19 protein-coding genes are annotated in these 23,078 nt (G+C 72.4%); 16 read left to right on the top strand and 3 right to left on the bottom strand.

The genetic code is table 11. The features are described 5' to 3' along the window. Positions 1–175 precede the first annotated feature (175 nt). The 9 genes from ACIBG7_RS26170 (at position 176) to ACIBG7_RS26130 (ending at position 11,688) form a co-directional block, all read left to right on the top strand. Entirely contained in the window at positions 176–1,285 is a 1,110-nt protein-coding gene (locus ACIBG7_RS26170) for an ROK family protein (protein ID WP_397337887.1), read from the top strand. A gap of 102 nt (positions 1,286–1,387) precedes the next feature. Further along, positions 1,388–3,412 carry a right-handed parallel beta-helix repeat-containing protein gene (locus ACIBG7_RS26165; protein WP_397337886.1) on the top strand — a complete coding sequence of 675 codons (2,025 nt, stop codon included), beginning with the start codon at positions 1,388–1,390 and terminating at the stop codon, positions 3,410–3,412. Positions 3,413–3,535: 123 nt separating this feature from the next. Further along, on the top strand, positions 3,536–4,789 hold the full coding sequence (locus ACIBG7_RS26160) for a Gfo/Idh/MocA family protein (RefSeq protein WP_397337885.1): 1,254 nt from the start codon (positions 3,536–3,538) through the stop codon (positions 4,787–4,789). Between the two features lie 12 nt (positions 4,790–4,801). Beyond that, a complete protein-coding gene (locus ACIBG7_RS26155; RefSeq protein ID WP_397337884.1) occupies positions 4,802–6,079 on the top strand; it encodes an ABC transporter substrate-binding protein in 1,278 nt (425 codons plus the stop codon). 4 nt (positions 6,080–6,083) lie between these two features. Then, positions 6,084–7,028 (top strand): sugar ABC transporter permease, encoded by a 945-nt coding sequence (locus ACIBG7_RS26150; RefSeq protein ID WP_357932456.1) that lies wholly within the window; start codon positions 6,084–6,086, stop codon positions 7,026–7,028. Continuing rightward, positions 7,025–7,891: a carbohydrate ABC transporter permease gene (locus tag ACIBG7_RS26145; protein ID WP_397337883.1), complete on the top strand. Its 867-nt coding sequence runs from the start codon at positions 7,025–7,027 to the stop codon at positions 7,889–7,891. Before ACIBG7_RS26150 ends, ACIBG7_RS26145 begins: the two co-directional genes overlap by 4 nt. 25 nt (positions 7,892–7,916) lie before the next feature. After that, positions 7,917–10,373 (top strand): discoidin domain-containing protein, encoded by a 2,457-nt coding sequence (locus tag ACIBG7_RS26140; RefSeq protein ID WP_397337882.1) that lies wholly within the window; start codon positions 7,917–7,919, stop codon positions 10,371–10,373. 58 nt (positions 10,374–10,431) lie between these two features. Next, positions 10,432–11,148 (top strand): endonuclease/exonuclease/phosphatase family protein, encoded by a 717-nt coding sequence (locus tag ACIBG7_RS26135; RefSeq protein WP_397337881.1) that lies wholly within the window; start codon positions 10,432–10,434, stop codon positions 11,146–11,148. 336 nt (positions 11,149–11,484) lie between these two features. Further along, positions 11,485–11,688: a cold-shock protein gene (locus tag ACIBG7_RS26130; RefSeq protein ID WP_357932468.1), complete on the top strand. Its 204-nt coding sequence runs from the start codon at positions 11,485–11,487 to the stop codon at positions 11,686–11,688. A 97-nt stretch (positions 11,689–11,785) separates the two neighbouring features. Here the strand turns inward: ACIBG7_RS26130 and ACIBG7_RS26125 are convergent, their stop codons facing one another. Next, complete coding sequence (locus tag ACIBG7_RS26125; protein ID WP_397337880.1) at positions 11,786–12,898, bottom strand: hypothetical protein; 1,113 nt, start codon at positions 12,896–12,898, stop codon at positions 11,786–11,788. 137 nt (positions 12,899–13,035) lie between these two features. Between ACIBG7_RS26125 and ACIBG7_RS26120 the strand changes: the two genes are divergently transcribed. Both ACIBG7_RS26120 and ACIBG7_RS26115 read left to right on the top strand, forming a co-directional pair. Next, a complete protein-coding gene (locus ACIBG7_RS26120) occupies positions 13,036–13,701 on the top strand; it encodes a response regulator transcription factor (protein ID WP_357932474.1) in 666 nt (221 codons plus the stop codon). Then, a complete protein-coding gene (locus ACIBG7_RS26115) occupies positions 13,698–14,798 on the top strand; it encodes a sensor histidine kinase (RefSeq protein WP_397337879.1) in 1,101 nt (366 codons plus the stop codon). Before ACIBG7_RS26120 ends, ACIBG7_RS26115 begins: the two co-directional genes overlap by 4 nt. Before the next feature lie 6 nt (positions 14,799–14,804). Here the strand turns inward: ACIBG7_RS26115 and ACIBG7_RS26110 are convergent, their stop codons facing one another. Next, the gene (locus ACIBG7_RS26110; protein WP_357932478.1) at positions 14,805–15,761 is read right to left on the bottom strand and encodes a helix-turn-helix domain-containing protein; all 957 of its coding nucleotides are present in this window, start codon (positions 15,759–15,761) and stop codon (positions 14,805–14,807) included. Between the two features lie 108 nt (positions 15,762–15,869). Between ACIBG7_RS26110 and ACIBG7_RS26105 the strand changes: the two genes are divergently transcribed. The 5 genes from ACIBG7_RS26105 (at position 15,870) to ACIBG7_RS26085 (ending at position 22,517) form a co-directional block, all read left to right on the top strand. Further along, positions 15,870–16,808 (top strand): NADP-dependent oxidoreductase, encoded by a 939-nt coding sequence (locus ACIBG7_RS26105; protein WP_397337878.1) that lies wholly within the window; start codon positions 15,870–15,872, stop codon positions 16,806–16,808. A gap of 59 nt (positions 16,809–16,867) precedes the next feature. Further along, the gene (locus ACIBG7_RS26100; RefSeq protein ID WP_357932483.1) at positions 16,868–17,287 is read left to right on the top strand and encodes a DNA-binding protein; all 420 of its coding nucleotides are present in this window, start codon (positions 16,868–16,870) and stop codon (positions 17,285–17,287) included. 110 nt (positions 17,288–17,397) lie between these two features. Next, the gene (locus ACIBG7_RS26095; protein ID WP_397337877.1) at positions 17,398–18,849 is read left to right on the top strand and encodes a serine hydrolase domain-containing protein; all 1,452 of its coding nucleotides are present in this window, start codon (positions 17,398–17,400) and stop codon (positions 18,847–18,849) included. 78 nt (positions 18,850–18,927) lie between these two features. Next, positions 18,928–20,748, top strand: coding sequence for an ABC transporter ATP-binding protein (locus tag ACIBG7_RS26090; protein WP_397337876.1), 1,821 nt, complete (start codon positions 18,928–18,930; stop codon positions 20,746–20,748). Continuing rightward, positions 20,745–22,517, top strand: a complete 1,773-nt coding sequence (locus ACIBG7_RS26085; RefSeq protein ID WP_397337875.1) for an ABC transporter ATP-binding protein — start codon at positions 20,745–20,747, stop codon at positions 22,515–22,517. Before ACIBG7_RS26090 ends, ACIBG7_RS26085 begins: the two co-directional genes overlap by 4 nt. Here the strand turns inward: ACIBG7_RS26085 and ACIBG7_RS26080 are convergent. Then, positions 22,500–22,952 carry a MarR family winged helix-turn-helix transcriptional regulator gene (locus ACIBG7_RS26080; protein WP_397337874.1) on the bottom strand — a complete coding sequence of 151 codons (453 nt, stop codon included), beginning with the start codon at positions 22,950–22,952 and terminating at the stop codon, positions 22,500–22,502. The two genes, ACIBG7_RS26085 and ACIBG7_RS26080, sit on opposite strands and share 18 nt — an antisense overlap. Between the last annotated feature and the right edge of the window lie 126 nt (positions 22,953–23,078).

Here is a 23,078-nt window from a genome sequence, read left to right as displayed (position 1 = left end):
GACGATTCCGAGGATGCTCGCCCGGCTTGATACATCCACGATGGGCCGGCGATGCGCCGCGATTGTGCTCCGGCCGCGCACTGGAAATGATGGCTGTTTCCATTTGTCGCGTCCATCGAGGGGGAGCCGCATGCGGGTGCGGGGCAGTGACACGTCCAGGCTGAGGCGGATCAACATGGTCACCACCCTGCGCGCGTTGCGCGGCCAGCGGGCGATCGGGCTGACGGAGCTGGCCGGGCGGGCCGGGTTGTCGCGGCCGACGGTCGAGGGCCTGGCCGAGGACCTGCTGGCGGTGGGGTGGCTGGCCGAGGTGCCGCCGGAGACGGGGCAGATGGGGCGGCCCAGGAGGTTGTTCCGGTTCCGGGCGGAGGCCGGGTACGTGCTCGGGGTGGACGTCGGCTCCTACTCGGTGCGCGCGCTGGTCTGCGACCTGGAAGGGCAGGTGGCCGGCCGGTCGGTGGTGCGGGTGGCCGGGGAGGCGGGCCGGACGGCCAGGCTGGAGGGCGTCAGGAACGCCGCCGCCGGGGCGCTGAAGGACGCGGGACTCGACGCCGGGCGGCTGATGGCGGCCTGCGTGGGCACCACGGGCGTGGTGACCAGAGCCGGGGTGGTCAAGCTGTCGATGGCGCTGCCCGAGTGGACGGGCGTGGACCTGGTGGGCGAGCTGGGCGGCGAGTTCGGCCCGGTGGTCCTGGTCGAGAACGACTGCAACCTGGCGGCGCTGGCCGAGCGGTGGAAGGGCGTGGCGACCGGCATCCAGGACCTGGCGTTCGTGTTGTCGGGCGTCCGCACCGGCGCCGGGCTGCTGATCCGCGGCGAACTATACGGCGGAGCCCGCGGCATGGCCGGCGAGATCGGCGCGCTGCGGCTGGTCGGCTGGCATCGGGCCCCCTCGCACCTGGCCGGCTGCCCGGGCCTGCCGGAGGGGACGGCCGCGGAGGAGGTGGCCGGCCTGGTGTTCGCGGCCGCCAGGCAGGGCGACCCGGCCGCGCGCTGGGCGGTCGAGCAGTACGCGCACGACCTGGCCGAGGGCATCGCCGCGGTGGTGCTGACGATGGACCCCGAACTGGTGGTGATCGGCGGCGGCGTCTCCCGTTCGGGCGACGTGCTGCTGGAGCCGTTGCGCCGCCACCTCGACCCGCTCTGCCTGGAGCCGCCCGCGCTGGCGGTGTCCACCCTGGGGGACCAGGCGGTGGTGCTCGGCGCGGTCCGGCACGCGCTCGACCACGTGGACGCCCGGCTCTACGACGTGGACGCCGCGCTCCCCGAGGCGCACACCGGCTGACGCCGCTTCCGGATCCCTTGACGGGGACGCCTGGGCCGCTACATATTTAACCTCGCTTCGTTAATAAGTCGGCTCAGCAGAGAAGCGGCACAGAGGAGCACCATGGCAAGGAGTGCACGTCTGGCAGGAGCGGCCTTAGCGCTGGTCCTCGCCGGAGCCGGGTTGACCGGACTCGCCCGGTTGACCGTCCCGCCCCCCGCCGCGCACGCGGCCACGAGCACCTACTACGTCGACCCCGCCGGCGACGACACCGCCGACGGCCGCACCCCGGCGACGGCCTGGAAGAGCCTCGGCAAGGTCAACGCCCAGACCTTCCAGCCCGGCGACACCGTCGGCTTCAAGGCCGGCGGCCAGTGGACCGGCCAGCTCGCGCCCAAGGGCTCGGGCACCAGCGCCGAGCCCATCACCATCACCTCCTACGGCACCGGCACCAAGCCGCTGATCGCGGGCGGGGGAGCGGTGGACGCCGCGGTCAAGCTGCAGAACCAGCACGACATCGTGGTCAGCGGCCTGGAGGTGACCAACACCGGCTCCGGGACCACCCCGCGCATCGGCATCGGGGTCAGCGCCACCGACGCCGGAGCCGTGCCCGGCATCACCATCCGCGGCAACCACGTGCACGCCATCCAGGGCGCCTCCTCGGGCAACCAGTCGTCCAACCCGTCGGCGGGCGGGATCATCGTCAGCGCCCGGGGCAAGAACGTCCCGACCTACTACCAGAACCTGCTCATCGAGGGGAACGAGGTCGCCGACTCCCGCTCCTACGGCATCGTCACCTGGTCGCAGTGGATGCAGCGCGAGGGCTGGACCTACCTGTGGGAAGACCTCATGGGCATCCCGGCCGCCGACTACCGCCCGTGGACGCCGAGCACCGGCGTGGTCGTCCGGGGCAACCACGTGCACGACATCTCCGCGGGCGGCATCAGCGTCATGCAGGCCGCCGGGGCGCTGATCGAGCACAACCGGGTGCACAAGACCGCCCAGAACCACGGCAACGTCGGCATCTGGTGGGCCGGCACCGACGACACGGTGGTGCAGTTCAACCAGGTGTCCGGCACCAAGTACTGGGGCCTGGCCCACGACGGCAACGCCTTCGACGCCGACGCCTCCGCCCACCGCAGCCTGGTGCAGTACAACTTCAGCCACGACAACGAGGGCGGCTTCTTCATCGCCGTCTCGACCGGCACCGGGCCGGCCGAGGCGACCATCCGCTACAACGTCAGCCAGGGTGACGCCAACCAGGTCTTCGCCCTGTCGACGAACGCCACCAACATCGACGTCTACAACAACACCATCTGGGTGCCGCTGACGCCCTTCATTCGCGACCATCCGGACCGGGGCTCGTTCAGCCTGGTCAAGGTGTGGAACTCCAGCGTGGGCAGCGTCCGGTTCCGCAACAACGTCATCCACAACTCGGCCGGCCTGCCGTACAACGACAGCGGGAAGGTCGTCTACGACCGCAACCTGTACCACGGCGGTCCCGTGCCGTCGCGCGACAAGGCGGCGCTGACCGGCGATCCGCTGCTGACCTCGCCGGGGACGGCCACCGCCATCACCGGGCTCGCCGGATACCTGCCGGCCGCCGGCTCGCCGGTGCTCCGCCAGGGCCTGGAGATCCCGCTCGACGGCGGGCGGGACACGGTCGGCACCGCACTGCCCGCCGGCATGCCCGACCTCGGCGGCCTGCAGCGCGCCGCGGGCTCCGGGAGCAACGAGGTCGCGGCCTCGGTGGCCACCACGTTCGGCAACGGCCAGTCGACCACCCCGGCCGGCCTCACCGACGGCACCGACTACGTGACCTGGGCCAGCCCCAGCTCCGGGGTCACTCTGCCGGGCAGCATCACGCTGACCTACCCGAGCTCGCGCCAGGTGTCGGAGGTCGTGCTCGCCACGCACTTCGGCCAGGGCCAGGGCATCACCAAGCTGGACGTCCAGACGTGGAACGGCTCGGCCTGGGTCACCCAGGTGACCGACGCCGCGATCACCTGGGCGAGCAACACGGCCACCGTGGAACGCCGGGCCGTACCCCTGCCCGCCGCGGTCGCCACGACGCAGGTACGGCTGGTCGTCAAGGCCGCCAACCGCACGTGGGGCAACCTGTCGGTCAACGAGATCACCACTCGCTGACGCCCCGGCCCCGGCGGCCCGTGCCGCCGGGGCACACCGGAAAGCGCTTCCCTCTCGCTCTTGACAGGCTCCGGCGCGAACTAATAAAAACACTAACCATTAATAAGTCGGGGGAGAACACTCATGGTCACACTCGCCGTCATCGGGGCGGGACTGCGCGGGCTCGGCTACGCGCGCCACGCCCTGGAGAGCGGCCGGGCCCGCGTCGTCGCGGTGGCGGAACCGGACCGCCACCGGCGGGAGAGCTTCGCGGCCGAGCACGACCTGCCCGCCGCGAACGTCTTCGCCGACTGGAGCGAGCTGCTGGCCGGGCCGAAGCTGGCCGACGCGGTGATCGTGGCCACGCAGGACCGGATGCACGTCGGCCCCGCCGTACGGGCGGCTGAGCTGGGCTACCACATCCTGCTGGAGAAGCCGATGGCGCCGACCGAGGCGGACGCCACCGTGATCGCCGAGGCCGCCGAGAAGCACGGCGTGCTGCTGGCCGTCTGCCACGTGATGCGCTACACGCCCTACACCCGGACGCTGAAGGCGCTCATCGACGAGGGCCGCATCGGCCAGGTCATGAACATCCAGCACCTGGAGCAGGTCGGCTGGTGGCACATGGCGCACTCCTTCGTCCGCGGCAACTGGCGCAACGAGGCCGAGTCCGCGCCCCTGCTGCTCGCCAAGGCCTGCCACGACCTCGACTGGCTCGTCCACCTGAAGGGCGCGCTGCCCGAGCGGCTGTCCTCCTTCGGCAACCTGGTGCACTTCCGGCCCGAGCAGCGCCCAGACGGCGCCGCCGCCCGCTGCCTCGACTGCCCGATCGAGGCCACCTGCCCCTACTCGGCCAAGCGCCTCTACCTCGGCTGCCTGGGCGACCCGGAGCAGGAGTTCTGGCCGCTGTCGGCGGTGACGCACGACCACACCGAGGCCGGCGTGCTGGCGGCGCTGCGCGAGGGACCCTACGGCCGCTGCGTCTACGCCGCCGACAACGACGTCGTCGACACCCAGGTCGTGACTATGGAGTTCGCCGACGGCACCTCCGCCACCTGCACGGTCACCGCCTTCGCCGCCCTGGAGCACCGCAAGACGCGCGTGTTCGGCACGCACGGCTCGATCGAGGGCGACGGCGTCACACTGCGGCTGCACGACTTCCTCACCGACCAGGTGTCGGTGATCGACACCCGCACCGGCGCGGGCGCCTCGGCCGCCACCGGCCACGGCGGCGGCGACGGCGGGCTGCTCGACGCGTTCGTGGCCGCCGTCGCCGGCGGCGACCCCTCGCTCGTGCTGACCAGCGGCCGCGAGAGCCTCGCCACCCACCGCGTGGTCTGGGCCGCCGAGCAGGCCCGGCACGCCGGCACCGTCGTCCCCTTCACCCCCCACCCCTGAAAGGCATCCATCATGCGCAAGTTGACGGCCGTCCTCACCGTCGGAGCCCTCGCCCTGGGCCTGGCCGCGTGCGGCAAGAAGAACAGCGACGCCGGCGCCGCGCCGGCCGCCTCGCTGGCCTACCGCTCCTCCTGGGGCGCCGACGAGCCGCAAGGCAAGATCATCAAGACCCTGCTGGACGACTTCGCCAAGCAGACCGGCACCAAGGTCGACCTCAAGTTCGTCGGCCGCAACGGCAACGAGAACCTCTCCACCGAGATGGCCTCGGGCCAGGGCCCCGACCTGTTCGACACCTCGACCGACAACCTGGCCACCTACGCCGCCCAGAACCTGGTCGAGCCGCTCGACGACGTGCTGACCGCGCAGGTGCCCGGCGAGGGCAAGACCGTCCAGGACGTCCTGCCCGCGTCGGTACGGCAGGCGTCCTCGAACGACAAGGGCCTCGCCTTCGTCCCGCACACCGTGATCTCCACCGCCGTCTGGTTCGACGCGGCCAAGCACCCCGACCTGGCCGCCACGCCCCCGCAGAGCTGGGAGGACTTCGTCGCCTACCTCGACCGGGCGAAGAAGGAGGGCCGCACCCCGATCGGCCAGGACGGCACGATCAACTTCTACAACGTGTACTGGTTCTACAGCCTCCTCGTGCGCGCCAACGGCGCCGGCAGCCTCAAGGCGCTGGCCACCGACCCCGCCGCCTGGGACCGGCCGGAGGTGCTCGCCGCCGCCGAGCGGGTCTCCCAGCTCGCCAAGGGCGGCTACTTCCAGAAGGACTTCATGGCCACCAAGTTCCCGGCCGCGCAGGACGCCTGGGCCCAGGGCCGCTACGACCTGAACCTCAACGGCACCTGGCTGGCCAGCGAGACCAAGCCCAAGCTGGCCGCCGGCGCCAAGGTCGCCTCCTTCCAGCTCCCGGCGGGCGGCAAGAACTCCGTCGAGGTCGGCACGCTCGGCTGGGCCGTCAACGCCAAGGGCAAGAACGTGGCCACGGCCAAGAGCTTCCTGGCCTTCGCGCTGCAGAAGAAGTACGTCGAGCAGATCTCCGCCACCGCGCTGAACATCCCCTCGCGCGCCGACGTGCCCGCCCCCGAGCACCTGGTGGCCGTGCAGCAGGCCGTCGCCGAGGCGACGGCCACGCACAAGACCTACGACGACGCGGCGGCCGACAAGACCTGGTGGAACGACCGCTTCCTGCCGCTGCACGACCAGCTCATCGGCGGCAAGATCGACGCCGCCGCGTTCGTGAAGAACGGCAAGCAGGCGACCACCGACTACCTCGCGAACAAGAACTGAGCTCATGGGAGCGGGAACCCTCACCCAGGCGCCGCCGGTGGCCCCACCGGTCAGGAGCAGGCCGCTGCGCCCCGGGCGCGAACGGGCCTTCTGGCCGTTCCTGCTGCCCGCGCTCATCGCCTACACCGCGCTGTTCGTGGCGCCCTCGCTGTTCGGCTTCTGGGTCAGCCTGAACAAGTGGTCCGGCCCCGGCTCGGAGATGACCTGGCGCGGGCTGGACAACTACCTGGCCCTGCTCACCAACGAGGCCTTCCGCACCTCGTTCGTGAACACGTTCGTGCTGGCGATCGTCGGCGGCGGGCTGGTCTTCGGCTTCACGTTCCTGTCGATGGTGGTGCTACGGCACATCAAGGGCCGGGCGTTCATCCGGTCGGTGATGTTCCTGCCGATGATCATCTCGATGATCGCGGTGGGCGCCGCCATCGGGTTCCTGCTCAACCCGGAGGGCGTGGTCAACTCCCTGCTGACCGGGCTCGGGCTCGACCCGCAGCCCTGGCTCGGCCCCGACCTGGTCTTCCGGTGCATCGTGGGCGGCCTGGTCTGGTCGAGCACCGGCTTCTACGTGGCGCTGATGATGTCGGCCGCCGACTCCATCCCCGCGCACATCTACGAGGACGCCCAGATCGTCGGCGCCACCCGCTGGGAGCAGTTCCGGCACATCACGCTGCCGCTGACCTGGGACGTCTTCGCCGTGTCCGCTGTGCTGTGGGTGGTCAACAGCCTGAAGATCTTCGAGATCGTGCTCGCCTTCACCACCGCCGGCACGCCGGGCAGCCCGCCCATGCAGGCCAGGACGGTGGCCGTGCAGCAGTTCTCCATGGTGGCCGGCGGCGGCGTGCCCGACCTCGGCAGTGCCGCGGCCATGGGCGTGGTGGTGCTGATCGTCACCGCCGTGCTCATCGCCCTGACCCGGCGCATCACCCGGCGCGATCGAGTGGAGCTGTCATGAGACGCCTGATCGGCGACGTCCTGCTGCCGCGCGTCACCGCGATCGCCCTGTGGGCCTGGGTGGCCTTCAACCTCGCGCTGGTCGGCTGGGTGGGCCTGCAGTCGCTCAAGGAGTCGGGCGAGGTGTGGCTCAACCCGTTCGCGCTGCCCGCCGACCCGCAGTGGGGCAACTACGCCTCCGCGTGGCAGGCCGCCGAGTTCTCCGTCGCCGCGCTGAACAGCACCGCGCTCACCCTGCTCGGCGCGCTGCTCATCGTGGCGCTCGCGGCGCCCGCCGCCTACGTGCTCGCCCGGTCCAACCGGCGCGCGGCCGGGCCGCTGACCGGCTACTTCGCGATGGGCCTGAGCATCCCGCTGCAGACGCTGGTGATCCCGGTCGTGGTGGTCAAGCTCTCGCTCTACACCTTCATGGAGGACTGGGTCACCGGCTGGTGGGACAACCGCATCACGCTGCTGATCTTCCAGGTCGCGTTGTCGCTGCCGTTCGCGGTGTTCGTCCTGACCGGCTACATGCGCTCGCTGCCGCACGAGATCGAGGAGGCCGCGGAGATCGACGGCGCGGGCCCGTTGCGGTCCTTCGTCCGGATCGTGCTCCCGGTCGCCAGGCCCGGCGTGATGACCGTGCTCGTGCTCAACATCATCGGCCTGTGGAACGAGACGCTGCTCGTGCTGCTCATCGCGCCGCTGCCCGAGGAGCGCACGCTGCCCGCGGCGCTGCTCAACCTCTACAGCTCCATGCAGTACAGCTCCGACTGGGGCGGCCTGTTCGCCGGGATCGTCATCCTGATCTACCCCATGGTCGTGCTCTACCTGTGGCTGGGCCGCCGCATCGTCGACGGCATGACCGCCGGAATCGGCAAGTAACCCCCCTCCGAAAGGACCAGAGGTTTTGCGTACCCGCTTCGGGTGGGCAGGGCTCGCCCTGCTCGCCATGATGGCCTCGTTCGCCACCCCCGCGCACGCGCGGGCCGCCGGCACCACCTTCTACGTCGACGCCGAGTCCGGCGACGACACGGCGGCGGGCACCAGCCGGACGACCGCGTGGAAGTCGCTGGCCAAGGCCGGCACGCTGCGGCTCGGCCCCGGTGACCGGCTGCTGTTCAGGGCCGGTCAGCGCTGGCAGGGCCGGCTCCTCCTCCAGGGCGCGGGCGCGCCGGGCGCGCCCGCCCTCGTCGGCTCGTACGGCGAAGGCCCCAAGCCGGTGATCGACGGCCAGGGCCTGGTGGAGTCCGCCGTCCGGATCAGCGACGTGCACGACTTCACCGTCGACGGCCTGGAGGTCACCAACTACAGCGCCGACACCTCCGCCTACCGCAGCGGCGTCAACCTGTACGCCAAGGACTCCGGCCGGCTGGAGAACGTCACGCTCCGGAACCTGACCATCCACGGCGTCAACGGCCAGGGCGGCCACAGCGTCGCCGCGGCCGGCCTGCTGATCTCCATCCGGGGCAACACCACGCCCACCTACTTCCACAACCTGGTCGTGGAGAAGAACGAGATCTCCAGGATCGGCTCGTACGGGATCATCATGTGGTCCACCTGGTCCCGCCGGAGCGGCATGACCAGCCTGTACCCCGTCGAGACCGGCATCCCCGACAGCGAGGTCGTCACCTGGACGCCCAGCACCGGCGTCCGCATCAGCGACAACTACGTGCACGACGTGACCGGCGGCGGCATCACCCCGATGCACACCGCGGGCGCCGTCATCGAACGCAACCGGGTGGAGCGGGCCGTACGCGGCCGGACCAAGACCACCGGCGGCAACGTCGGCATCTGGTGGCAGGGCAACGACGACATCGTCGTCCAGCACAACGAGGTCTCCCACACCGGCTTCAACGGCCCCGGCAGCGACGGCCACGGCTTCGACGCCGACGCCGACAACAACCGCAGCCTCGTGCAGTACAACTACAGCCACCACAACGACGGCGGTTTCTTCCTGGCGGTCTCCTTCGCCGCGGCCCCGACCCGGGACACCGTGGTGCGCTACAACGTCAGCCGCGACGACGGCTTCGAGGGCCTGGCCGCCTCGACCTCCACCACCGGCACCCACTTCCTCAACAACACGCTCTACATCACCGACCGCGTCGTCGAGGTGAAGCCGCCCTTCAGCGGGGCCGGCAAGTACCCGTTCGAGCAGGTCGTGCGCCTGTACAACAACGCCGCCGACGTGACCGTGCGCAACAACGTGTTCGTCAACCTCGCCGGCGCGGGCTTCGACAACAAGAACGGCATCGTCTACGACCACAACCTCTACTGGGGCAAGGCTGGCGGCAACGGCCGGCCGCCCACCGGCCAGGACCACGCGCCGGTCGTCGCCGACCCCAAGCTGGCCGAGCCCGGCTCCGCCGACCCGGCCGGCTACCGCCCCCTGCCCGGCTCGCCCGCCCTCGACGCCGGCGTGACCGTGGACTCCGGGCTCTTCGCCCAGGGCACCCTGGACGCCGGGCGCGACTACGCCGGCACCCCGATCCCCGACGGCGCCCCCGACCTCGGCGCCTTCCAGCGGGAGATCGCGCCCGCCCGGGTGGCCGCCACGCTCGTGCCCCAGGGCCACCTGGAGCGCCTGGCCGACCGCGACCAGGCCACCGCCTGGCGCAGCGTGCCCAAGCCGCGCCTGCCCGGCACCGTCGAGCTGACCTACCCGGTCGCCCGCACCTTCCGCACGGTGACCGTCTCGGCCGCGCACGCCGCCTCCCGCGCGGTCACCGAGGCCGAGGTCCAGACGCACGACGGCCGGGACTGGGTCAGCCGCGGGAGCGCCAAGCTCGTCTGGAAGACCGACGACGACACCGTCGAGCGGCAGCCGATCACCCTGCCCGAGACCGTCACCGCGAGCCGGGTCCGCCTGATCGTCAAGGCGGCGGCCGGGGGTCCGCTGCAGATCAACGAGATCGCGCTCGGCGTGCCCGCGGCGGGCGAGCCGTACCGGCCGGGGCCGTCCACGGTGGCGAGCACGACCTTCCAGACCTCGCCGACGCACACCGTGGACGCGCTCGTGGACGGTGACCCGGGCAGCCCGTGGGCCTCGGTGAGCGAGGGGGTGAGCTTCCCCGGCGAGTTCGTGGTGGACTACGGCAGCGACCGGCCGATCGCCGCCGTCACCCTGCACACCGCCTGGGCCAAGGGGCAGGGCGTCACCGACGTCTCCCTCGACACCTGGGACGGGACCCGCTGGGTCAGCCAGGCCGCCCACCACCGGCCCGCCTGGCAGGAGCTGAGCGCCAAGGTCGAGACCAGCACGATCACCCTGCCGAGCCCGGTCAGCACCCGCAAGATCCGGCTGACCGTGCACGACGCGAACCTCCAGTGGGGCAATATCGCCCTGTACGAGATCACCACCTCCTGACCCCCGTGCGGTCCGCGGCGCCGTCGCGGACCGCACCCCTCAGGAAAGGACAGCGGCGATGCGGGTGCTCACCTTCAACATCCACCACGGGCGCGGCCCGGACGGCCGGCTCGACCTGCGGCGGGTCGCGGAGGTGATCCGCGCGGGCGAGGCCGACGTCGCCTGCCTCCAGGAGGTGGACCGGCACCTCTCGCCGCGCAGCGACTTCGCCGACCAGGCCGGGTGGCTGGCCGACGACCTGGGCATGGACCTCGCCTACGGCGCCAACGTGGACTTCGATCCGCCCGCTCCGGGCCGCCCGCGCGGCCGGTACGGCACCGCGATCCTGTCCCGCCTGCCCCTGCGCGACAACGGCAACAACTTCCTGCCCGGGGCGCCGGGCAACGAGCGGCGCGGGCTGCTGAGCGTCACGGTCGTCGCGGACGGCCGGCCCGTCGAGGTCCTCACCACCCACCTGCAGGACACCGACGCCGCCGAGCGGCTCGACCAGGCCCGGGCCGTCGCGGTCCTGGTCGCCGGACGGCCTGGACCGGTGGTGCTGACCGGGGACTTCAACGCCCAGCCCGGCACCCCGGAGATCCGCGCCCTGACCGGCTTCCTGCGCGACGCCTGGCAGCAGGCCGGCGCGGGAGCGGGGATCACCTACCCCGCCACCGGCTGGCGGATCGATTACGTGTTCACCTCGCCGGACGTCGGGGTGAGTTCGGTCACGGTGCCGCCCAGCGACGCCTCCGACCACCTGCCACTCCTCGCCGACCTGCGGTTGCCCGGCTGAGCCTGGGATCCCGCGAACCCGCAATTCGGCACACCGTGGTCAGGGCGATCGAATATCTGGTGCCGCAAGTACAGAAATTGGCGCGGCGCTCGGTCAGATTTATGCCATGTCCGTGTATATTCCGGGCCTGCGCTCTTCTTTGATTCCGGCACTGTGCTAGTGTCTCTGTTGGTTGCAGTTGTGGTTCCCAAAGACTTCAAGTGCCTTCACCGGAGACATGAGCCGGAGTGGGCACTTTGTATTGCCGGTGCTTTTCCGGACGGGGTAATCATCGCGGCGATGCGAGGCCCGCACAGTGCGGACCTTACGGGCACTGCCCCAGAAGGAGAAAAGAAAATGGCTACTGGCACCGTGAAGTGGTTCAACGCGGAAAAGGGCTTCGGCTTCATCGAGCAGGACGGCGGCGGCGCTGACGTCTTCGCCCACTACTCGAACATCGCCGCCCAGGGCTACCGTGAGCTCCAGGAAGGCCAGAAGGTGAACTTCGACATCACCCAGGGCCAGAAGGGCCCGCAGGCCGAGAACATCGTTCCCGCCTAAGGCTCACGCCTGACATGGACCGAGGCCCGCGCCGCACGGCGCGGGCCTCGGTTTTTTGCATTTCTTTTATCGCCGGCAAAGGCGAATTGTTTTCCGCTCAGCCCGCCCACAGGTGGTTGGTGAAAACCAGCACGTGCAGTGCCATCAACGGCCCCGCCACCCAGGCGTACACCACCAGCCGGCGCCGGTCGCGGGCGAGGAGCAGCCACAGCGGGAACCACAACAACGCCGCCCGCGGGATCGACATGTAGAACGTCGAGGTGACCAGGGCCGCCACCTGCAGCCCGACATACGCGAACGCGCCCCAGTCGCGGCGCCGGGCCAGCCAGCAGGTGAGCGCCACCCCCAGCACCGCCGCCGCGAGTTCGCCGCGGAAGGCCCAGGTGAAGGCGTTGTCCACGTCCCAGGCTCCGGCCCAGCTCGTCCGCCACGCCTCCCACGGCCACACCAGTTCCCTGCCCCAGCCCAGCCGCTGTGCGGTCTGCCAGGCCAGCCAGTCACCGGTGCGGGTCCACTGGTAGAGGCTGTATCCGGCCAACGGGAGGAAAGGCACCACCAGCCAGCCGCCCGAGCGCACCCGCGCCTCGCCGCGCCGCCACGCCAGGCCGAACTCCACGACGAGCGCCACGGCCAGGAACAAGCCGGTGACGCGCACGCAACTGGCCCCGGCCGCGCACCCGGCGGCCGCCGCCCAGCGGCCCTGCCGGGCCAGCAGCCAGGCGGGCAGCGCGAAGGCCAGGAACAACGCCTCGGTGTACCCGGCGAACAGGAACACCGCCGGCGGCGCGAGCAGCAGGGCCGTCACCGCCCGCCGCCCGCTGCCCGGCGGGCCCTCCCGCTCGGCCAGCAACGCCAGCGCGCAGACCGCCACCGCCCCGGCGACCAGCGAGATCAGCAACCCGGCCGCCGTCCAGTCGCCCACGACCGTGTGCACCGCGCGCAGGGCCAGCGGCAGGCCGGGGAAGAAGGCGGGCAGCCCGGGGTCGGCCGGATCGGCGTAGCCGTCGCGGGCGATGGTGACGAAGTGCACCGCGTCCCAGCGCATCCAGCGCTCCAGGTGCCCGGTGTCGCGGCCCAGGTTCAGGAACCACGCGCCCCCGGCCGCCAGCAGCGCCACCCCGAGCCGGCTCAGCAGCCAGACTCCCAGCGCTTCGGCGATCACCCGGCCGGACGGGCTCCTCCGGAACGCGTTCTCGGCACCGTACGGCATGCCGTACCCCCTCGATGTGGCCGTCAGGGCGGCCAGCTCACCAAGCGGGCCGTCTGCCGGGCGTCGCGGAAAATCCATACGCTCGCCATAGGCCCGGCCTGCTGGACTGGGCGCGGCCGGAACGAGGGGTGGCGCGGGTGCGGGTGCTGGTGGTCGAGGACGAGCCCTACCTGGCCGAAGCCCTGCAGGCGGGCCTGCGCCGCGAGGCGATGGCCGTCGACGTCGCCCTGGACGGCGACGCGGCGCTGGAACGGCTCGCGGTGCACGACTACGACGTGGTCGTGCTCGACCGCGACCTGCCCGGCGTGCCCGGCGACGACATCTGCCGGACGCTGGCCGTCCTGAAGCCCGGGTGCCGGATCCTGATGCTGACGGCGGCGGCGCGGCTGGACGACAAGGTGGCCGGGCTGGAGCTGGGCGCCGACGACTACCTGGCCAAGCCGTTCGACTTCCCCGAGCTCGTCGCCCGGCTCCGGGCGCTGCAGCGGCGGGCGGCTCCCGCGACGCCGCCGGTGCTGGAGCACGCCGGGCTGCGGCTGGACCCGTTCCGGCGCGAGGCCTACCGGGACGGGCGCTACCTGCGGCTGACCCGCAAGGAGTTCGGGGTCCTGGACCTGCTGATGCGGGCGGCGGGCGGGGTGGTGAGCGCCGAGCGCCTGCTGGAGAAGGTCTGGGACGAGCACGCCGACCCCTTCACCAACGCGGTGCGGATCACCGTCTCCACGCTGCGCCGCAAGCTCGGCGACCCGCCCCTGATCCACACCGAGACGGGGGTCGGCTACCGGCTGGGCGGGCGGCCGTGAGCCGGTTCACCGTCCGCACCCGGCTCACCCTCGTCCACGGCGGGCTGTTCGTGGTGGCGGGGACGGCCCTGGTGGCCTTCGTCTACCTGCTGATGCGGTTCGCGCCGCGCTACGTCTTCCCCACGCCGGCGGCGGAGGAGAGCGGGGCGCGGGTCCCCACGCCGATGCCCACCGCCGCTGCCCCGCTGGACATCAGCGACAAGGAGGACGTGCTCCGCACCCTGCTGCTGTTCAGCGGGCTCGGGCTGGCCGTGCTCGGCGTGGCGGCCCTCGCGCTGGGCTGGTGGATCTCCGGGCGGGTGCTGGCGCCGCTGCACGACATCACCGCCACGGCGCGCGCGGTCGCCTCCGGCAACCTGCACGAACGCATCGGCCTCCAGGGGCCCGCCGACGAGCTCAAGCACCTGGCCGACACCTTCGACGCCATGCTCGCCCGCCTCGACGCGGCCTTCGAGGCGCAGCGCCGGTTCACCGCCAACGCCTCGCACGAGTTGCGCACGCCGCTGGCCACCACGCGGACCATGCTCCAGGTCGCGCTCGCCGACCCGGAGGGCCAGGACCTGCTGGAGCTCGGGCGGCGGCTGCTGGAGACCAACCAGCGCAGCATCGACATCACCGAGGCCCTGCTGACGCTCACCCTCGCCGACCACGGCCTGACCGCCGCGGACCCCGCCGACCTGGCCCGGCTGGTCGCCGAGGTGGTCGCCGCCGTCGATCCGGGCGACGTCACGCTCACCACCTCGGTACGGCCCGCCACCGTCGTCGGCGACGCCACCCTGCTCCGCCAGCTCGTCGGCAACCTCGTGACCAACGCGGTGCGGCACAACCACCCCGGCGGCCGGGCCGAGGTGCGCCTCACCCAGGACTCCTTCGCGACCCGGCTGACCGTGACCAACACCGGCCCGCTCCTGTCGGCCGCCGACCTCGCGCTGATCGTCGAGCCCTTCCACCGCCTGGCCCCCCGCACCGCACGAACGGCCGGGCACGGTCTCGGCCTGCCGATCGTGCGCTCCATCGTCGAAGCCCACCGCGGGGTCCTCGCGATGCGCCCGGTGCCGGGCGGCGGCCTGGAGGTGACCGTGACGCTGCCCGGCTGATCGGTCTCAGCCGGCGCGGAAGGACTGGCGGTAGGCCGAGGGCGGGACGCCGATGGCGGTGGCCAGGTGCTGGCGCAGCGAGGCGGCCGTGCCGAAGCCGGCCAGGGCGGCGACCTGGTCGACCGGCAGGTCGGTGGTCTCCAGGAGGCGGCGCGCGTGCTCGACCCGCTGCCGGGTGAGCCACTGGCCGGGCGGCAGGCCGGTCTCGTCGCGGAAGCGGCGGCAGAAGGTCCGGACGCTCATGCCGGCGTTGGCCGCCAGTTCGGCCAGGGTCAGCGGCCGGTGCAGCTCCCGCAGCGCCCAGACGCGGGTGGCGGAGGTGGTGGCGGCCGCGGGCTCGGGCACGGGGCGCTCGATGTACTGCGCCTGGCCGCCCTCTCGCCACGGGGGCACCACGCACAGGCGGGCCACCCGGTTGGCGACCTCGCTGCCGTGGTCGCGGCGGACCAGGTGCAGGCAGAGGTCGATGCCCGCGGCGACGCCCGCGGCGGTGAGGATCCGCCCCTCGTCGACGAACAGCACGTTCGCGTCGACCTGGACCCGCGGGAAGGACCGCTGGAAGTGCTCGGCCTCGTTCCAGTGCGTGGTGGCGGGCCGGTCGTCGAGCAGTCCGGCGGCGGCCAGGACGTAGGAGGCCGTGCAGATCGAGACGATGCGCGCACCGGCCGGCACCAGCGCCAGCGCGTCGCGCAACGAGTCGGGCAGCCAGTCGCGCTCCACCCCCGGGCCGCAGGCGAACGGCGGGATGACCAGGGTGTCGGCCGAGCGGAGCGCCTCGGCTCCGTGCGCGACGGTGATGGCGAAGTCGGCGCTCGTGGTGACCGGCCCGCCGTCCAGGCTGCAGGTGGTGACCTCGTAAAGCGGCTCGCCGTCGAGACCGGCGGCGGTGCCGAAGATCCGCACCGGGATGCTGAGCTCGAACGGATAGACCCCGTCGAGGGCGAGGACACGAACACGATGCATGGCACGATCCTTGCACATGTTGTCACTCTTGCCACTCGTGGGCCGGGGCCGGAGCGCGAGAGCCTGGACCTCGCCGGGCCGCCAGGGCCCGGCCGGAGAAGGCAGGAGATGACGATGCGCGCGATCGGCCAGGACGGGTTCGGCGGTCCCGAGGTGCTGAAGGTGATCGAGGTGGAGCGGCCGGAGCCCGGCCCGGCGGAGGTGCTGGTGCGGGTGCACGCGGCCGGGGTCAACCCGACCGACTCCTGGCACCGGGAGACCGGCGGGCTGGCCGGCGCGGTGGTGCCGCTCGGCTGGGACCTGTCCGGCGTGGTCGAGGCCGTGGGGCCGGGGGTGGCCACGCTCGCCCCCGGCGACGAGGTGTTCGGGATGCCGCGCCACCCGCTTCCGGCGGGCACGTACGCCGAGTACGTGACCTCCCCGGCCCGGCACCTGGTCCGCAAGCCCGCGAGGCTGACCCACGAGCAGGCCGCGGCGCTGCCGCTGGCCGCGCTCACCGCCTGGCAGGCCCTGGTGGACGTGGCCGAGGTGCGGGCGGGGCAGCGAGTCCTGGTGCACGCGGCGGCGGGCGGGGTCGGGCACCTCGCCGTCCAGATCGCCAAGGCGCGCGGTGCGCACGTGATCGGCACCGCGCGTACGGCGAAGCACGAGTTCCTGCGCGGGCTCGGGGCGGACGAGCTGATCGACTACACCGAGACCGACTTCGAGACGGTCGTGGAGCCGGTGGACGTGGTGGTCGACGCGATCGGCGGTGCGTACGGGCCGCGTTCGCTGCGGGTTCTGCGGCCGGGCGGCATCCTCGTCTCGCTCGCCTCACCGGCCGAGGCCTACCTGGCCGAGGAGGCCGCCGCGGTGGGCCGGCGTGCGGTGTTCATGATCGTGGAGCCCGACCAGGCGGGGATGCGGCAGGTGGCCGAGCTGGTGGAGGCGGGGCTGCTCCGCCCCGAGGTCGACCGGGTGCTTCCGCTGGAGCGGGCGGGCGAGGCTCACGAACTCAGCGATGCCCGCCGTACCACGGGGAAGATCGTCTTGAGCACGATCGGTTGAACAGTTTGTTTAAAACGTTCTGTTGACATCAGAGTGTGTGGCCCGGCAAGGTGGTCCCCATGTCCGATCCCTTCACCGCGCCGCACCCCGAGCAGGCCCGCGCGCAACGCGTGCACGCCTCCCTCCTCCGGATCGCCGAACGGCACGCCGCCACCGCCGAGCAGCGTCACCGGCAGGTCCACCCCTCCGTCCTCGCCCCGCACGAGGCCGTCCGGCTCGTGTCGTTCCTGCTCAGCGGGGCCGCGAAGCTCGACGCGGACGAGCCGGAGGTGGACCACGCCGACGTCACCGCGGCGCTGAGCCTCGTCCCGCTGGTCCGCGGGGAAATGGACGCGCTGGAGGCGGCGCTGCTGCAGATGGCGCGCGGGCGCGGCATGACCTGGCAGGAGATCGCCTTCGGGCTCGGGCTGGGTACGGCACAGGCCGCCCGGCAACGCGCCGAACGCCTCGCCGACCGGGCCCTGTCCGAGGATTCCTAGACCGACCCTACGAAAGTCGTGCCGGGGTCCAGACGATCGTGCACTGTGCCCTACCTGGGCGAACTCCTACCTTCTCACTCATCGGGCGGACATGACGAAAGGAACCCCCCATGAGGATGAAGAAGGTCGCGGCTGCGGCCGGTGCGGTGCTGGCGCTGGGACTGACCGCCGGACCGGCCGCGGCGGGAGCGCCGGCGGGCGGGGAGCTGAGCGCGGGCGCGATCGACGCCTACGTGCGCGGCTATGCCGAGCGGACGGGGTTGCCGGGTGCCGTGGTCGCCGTCACCAAGGGCGACCAGGTGGTGCACGTCGCGGGCTATGGCCGCACCGCCGCAGGTGAGCCGTTCACCTCCACCACCCGGGTGCCGCTCGCCTCGCTCTCCAAGTCGTTCACCGCCTTGGGAGTGCTGCGGCTGGCCGAGGAGGGCAGGATCGGGCTGGACGTGCCGGTGCGGAGCTACCTGCCCGAGTTCACCTTGGACGACCCGCGGGCCGCGAAGATCACCGTGCGCCAGTTGCTCCAGCAGACCTCGGGGATGAGCGACCGGAGCTTCCCCGAGCTCACGCTCGACGCGCCGGACACGCTGAAGGACGCCGTCGCGATGATGCGCACCGCGCCGCTCGCCGCCGACCCCGGAGCCAGGATGGCCTACCACAACCCCAACTTCGCCGTCGCGGCGCGGCTGGTCGAGGTGGTCGCCCAGCGGCCGTTCGCCGACTACATGGCGGCCACCGTGTTCGGGCCGCTCGGCATGACGTCGACCCGGACCGTGAACACCACCACCGACCTGCCCGGCCGGGGCGCCGGCTACATCCGGGCCTACGGGCAGCTCATCCCGCGGGCGCAGCCGAAGTGGTTCGTCAACGGCGGCGCGGGCGTCGTCAGCACCGCCGACGACCTGGCCCGCTGGCTCATCGCGCAGCACGGCGGCAGCCGTACGCTGCCGGAAGGCATCCGGAAGACCATGCAGACCCCCTCTGGCGTGGGCGGCAGCACCTACGCCATGGGCTGGGGCGCCGGGACCACTCCCGGGGGAGCGGCGCAGCTCCGGCACACCGGCTGGCTGCTCACCCACAACGCCGCCCAGACCCTCCTGCCCGGCAGCGGGTACGGCATCGCCGTCGTCACCAACACCGGGATGGTCGCGGGCGACGACGCCCTGCTGATCTCCGACGGCCTGATCGACCTCCTCGAAGGCCGCCCCGACAGCGGGCTGGAGCCCCTGAGCCTGACCGCCGACCTCTGGCTGGCCGGCCTGACCGTCCTCACCCTCGCGCTGGGCGTCCTGGGCGTCGTCCGCAGCGCACGCTGGTCGCGCCGCCGCCAGAGCAAGGCCCCCTGGCGGACGATCGTGCGGCTCCTGCCGTACGGCCTGCCGATCGCCTTCTTCTTCGGCCTCGCCGGACTGTTCGGCCTGGTCATGAACCGCGCCGGCACCCTGGACCAGATCACCTACGTGTGGCTCGCCCTCTACATCTGGGCCGCCTCCACCGCCCTCACCGCCACCGCCGTCCTGTCCACCCGGATCTTCCACCGCATCCGCGCGCGGCGGAGTCTGTGAGTCCGATCACAAAGGGGTCGGCGGGTGGATTCGCGGCTGGGAGGATCGGGTGCCTACCTAGCGGCGGGTGCGTGACGGATGGCTGGTGTTCGGGAGTGGCTGGACAGGACGAGCGAGACGTGGACGCCTCCGGGTCCGAGTGAGGTGGGCGGGTCGTTCCGGTTTCTGTTCTGGCTGGTGCGGGAGCAGGGGCGGCGGGTGGTGCTGGGCGGGGTGCTGGGCACGTGCTCGATGCTCGGGCTGGTGGTGGGGCCGTGGGTGCTGGCCAGGGTGGTGGACGAGGGGCTGGTCGCGGGGGATACGGGCGCGCTGGTCGGATGGACGCTGGTGCTGCTCGTGGTCGGGGTGCTGAACGCGGTGGTGGGGATCGGGCGGCACCGGACGATGACCAAGATCCGGATGGACGCGTCGTTCCGGGCGATCCGGGCCACGGTGTGGCAGACGTCCCGGCTGGGCGCCTCGCTGGCGCGGCGGGTGGACGCGGGTGAGGTGGTGACGGTGGGCATCGCCGACGTCCAGACGGTGGCGCAGGCGTTGACGGTCACCGGGCCGGGGATCGGGGCGGTGGTGGCGTACGCGGTGGTCGCGGTCGCGTTGTTCGCGATGTCGCCGGTGCTGGCGGCGGTGGTGCTGGCCGGGGTGCCGCTGCTGGCCGTGGCGGTTGGGCCGTTCCTGCACCGCATCGAGCGGACGAGCGGGGACTATCGGGCGCACCAGGCGGGGCTGACCACGCGGCTGGTGGATGTGCTGGCCGGGCTGCGGGTGCTCAACGGGCTGGGCGGGAAGGCGTTCGTGGCCGAGCGGTACGGCCGGCAGTCGCGGGACCTGGTGGAGCGGGGGTACCGGGTTGCCGGGCCGGCGAGCTGGGTGGGCGCGTTGGCGGGAGGCTTGCCGGCGTTGTTCGTGGCGGCCGTGGTGTGGTTGTCGGCCCGGCTGGCCGCGGCGGGGGAGATCTCGATCGGGGACGTCGTCGGGGTGTACGGGTATGTCGCGGCGTTGATCATCCCGGTGTCGTCGCTCATCGAGGGGGGCGGGGACCTTGCCCGGGCCCGGGTGGCCGGGGGGCGGATCGTCGGCCTGTTGAACCTGCCGGTGCCCAAGGAGGGGGCTGGGGGTGCGCCGGCGGGGTGCGGGCCGTTGGCGGATCCTGGCTCGGGGGTGATCGTGCGGCCGGGGGTGTTCACGGCGCTCGTCGCGGCTCGGCCGGGGGAGGCGGTGGCGGTGATCGAGCGCCTTGGGCGGGTGGACGAGGCAGCGGCGCCTTCCGATCGGCTCAGAGAGGGGCGGCCTGGGCGCGGCGATGCTGCGGGGAGTGTGACGTGGGCGGGGGTGCCGGTTGGGGAGGTGGCGCGGGAGGAGTTGCGGAGTCGGCTGCTCGTGGCGGACAACGACGCCGAGGTGTTCGCCGGTACGGGCCGGGACGTGGTGGCGGGGCGGCTGGAGGCGGATGACGGGCGGATCCGGGCGGCGCTTCGTGTCGCGGTGGCCGAGGATGTCGTGGAGGCGTTGCCCAGGGGTCTGGACGCCACGGTTGCCGCCGGGGGGAGTGACCTGTCCGGTGGGCAGCGGCAGCGGCTTCGGTTGGCTCGGGCGGTGTATGCCGGTCCTGATGTGCTGCTGGCGGTTGACCCGACTTCTGCGGTGGACGCCACGACTGAGGCGGCCATGATCGAGCGGCTTCGGGAGGTGCGGCGGGGGTTGACCACGGTGGTCACGACGAGCTCGCCGCTGGTGCTGGCTCGGGCCGATGAGGTGGTCGTGCTGGAGGACGGGTACGTGGCGGCGGTGGGGACGCATGCTGCGCTGCTGCGAGGTGACCCCGCCTATCGGGCCCTCGTCTCTCGTGCCCAAGACACCCAGGAACTCCGGGACGCTCAGGACGCTGGGGCGGGGCGATGAGTGGGGGGCTGCCGGTGGCGGGGGTGGCCGCGGTTCGGGGGGCGGCGGTGCGGGATCTGCGCGCCGATCGTGGAGCCGTGGTGGGGCTCGTGCTGGTCAGTGGGCTGGCTTCTGTGGCCGGGTTGCTGGGGCCGTGGTTGCTGGGCGGGATCATCGACACGATCCAGGCCGGTTCCGGTCCCGGTTCCGGTGGTGTGGTGGGGGTGGTGGATCGGCTGGCGCTGGGGGTGGTGCTGTGCACCGTGGCGCAGGTCGTCCTGCGGTGGTGGGCGCTCAAGATCGGCTATCGCTTCGGCGAACGGACCGCGGCGCGGGTGCGGGAACGGTTCCTGACCCGGGCCCTGGCCCTGCCCCCTCGGGCGGCGGATCAGCTGCCGCTCGGTGACCTGATCGCCCGGGGGAGCACGGACGCCTCCCTGGTGGCCGCGGTGCTGCGGTCGGCGGTGCCTGAGGTGCTGGTGGCGGTGGTGCACGCCGTACTGCTCATCGTCGCGGTGCTCGTGCTGGACCCGCTGCTCGGGCTGTGCGGGCTCGGCTGCCTGCTGGGCGTGGGGGCGGCGGTGCGGTGGTACCTGCGCCGGGCCCGGCCCGCCTACCTGGCGGTGGCCGACACGGGGGCCGAACTGGCCGAGGTGATCACGAGCACCGCCCGGGGCGCGCGGACCGTCGACCTGCTCGGGCTGCGGCACCGCCGTACGCAGGTGACGGAGGCCGCGCTGGCGCAGGCCCGGTCGGCCCGGCTGGGTGCGCTGTGGTTGCGCACGGTGCTGTTCCCCTGGGCGGACGTGTCGTTGGTGGTGCCGGTGGCCGGGGTGCTGCTGGCCGGTGGCGCCCTCTACAGCGGCGGGGTGGTCAGTCTCGGCGCCGTGGTGACGGCCACCGTCTACCTCCGCCAGCTCTCCGGCCCGCTGGACACGCTGATGCTCTGGATCGAACAGCTCCAGGGCGCGGGCGCCTCCTACGCCCGTGTCGAAGGGCTCGCCGCCCTGCCCGGCGAGGAACCGCCGGTCCCCCCGCGCGAGCCGGAGGGCGGCGACCGGATCCAGGTGGCGAACGCGCACTACAGCTACACCGGCCGCCGCGACGTCCTGCGCGGCATCGACCTCGTCGTCCGGCCCGGCGAGCGGCTGGCCGTCGTGGGCACGTCGGGGGCGGGCAAGACGACGCTGGCCCGCCTCCTGGCCGGGCTCGACCGCCCGCACACCGGGTCGGTGACCATCGGCGGCACGGCGGTGGCCGATCTGCCGCCCGAGCGGCTGCGCGAGCACGTCGTGCTGATCACCCAGGACCATCACGTCTTCCACGACACCGTCCGCGACAACCTGCGGCTCGCCCGCCCGGAGGCCACCGACGAGGAACTGCGCGCCGCCCTGGAAGCCGTCGGCGCCACGTGGCCGGCCGGCCTGCCGTACGGGCTGGACACCGAGCTCGGCCGCGACCTGCACCTCGACGCCGCCGGCGCTCAACACCTCTCGCTGGCGCGCGTCGTCCTGGCCGATCCGCACACGGTGATCCTGGACGAGGCGACCGCCCAGCTCGACCCGAGGACGGCCCGGCGCACCGAGCGGTCCCTGGCCGCCGTCCTGCGCGGCCGGACGGTCATCGCCATCGCGCACCGCCTGCAGACCGCGCACGACGCCGACCGGATCGCGGTCATGGAAGCCGGCCGGCTCGTCGAGCTCGGCACGCACGACGAGCTGGTCAGCGCGCGCGGCGTGTACGGCAAGCTCTGGCGGACCTGGCAGTCGGCCTCACCGGACGGTCTCTAGCGCCGCGCCCACCTGCAGCCGCAGGTCGCCGAGCGCGGAGGCGAGCTCCGGGTCGGCCTGTCCCGCCTCGTGCAGGGCGGCGCTCAACGTCTCGGCGTAGGTACGGCTCGCCTCGGCGTGCCGCGCGCGACCGGCCTCGGTGATGACCGTGTAGACGCCGCGCTTGTCGTCCGGGCACACGTCGCGGTAGGTGAGCTCGGCCGCGTTGAGCCGGGCGACCAGGCGGGTCACCGAGCTCTGGTTGAGCCCGATCCGGTCGGCCAGCTCCTGCATGCGCAGCTCGCCCTTGGGGGCGGCGGCCAGGTGCTCCAGGGCGCGGTACTCCGACAGGCCGATGCCGTGCCGGCGCTGCACCGCCGTACCGAGCCTGCCCTCGACGCGGGCGTGCAGCAGCAGGACGTGGTGCCAGGTCGCGACGGATGCTGCGGAAGCCATGGGGATCCTCCAGGCGCTGGGGCGTCCGGTCCGTCATCCGGACCGGCTTGACAAGAAGATACATGTACATACATGCTCTTGCCCAGCCCAACTGTTTGCAGATACATGCAAATTCCTGAGGAGTCT

Source organism: Nonomuraea sp. NPDC050328 (assembly GCF_044459405.1).
Classification (GTDB): Bacteria; Actinomycetota; Actinomycetes; order Streptosporangiales; family Streptosporangiaceae; genus Nonomuraea.
Note: the sequence above shows the minus strand (reverse complement) of the source record. Positions and strands in the feature narration are given on the sequence as shown.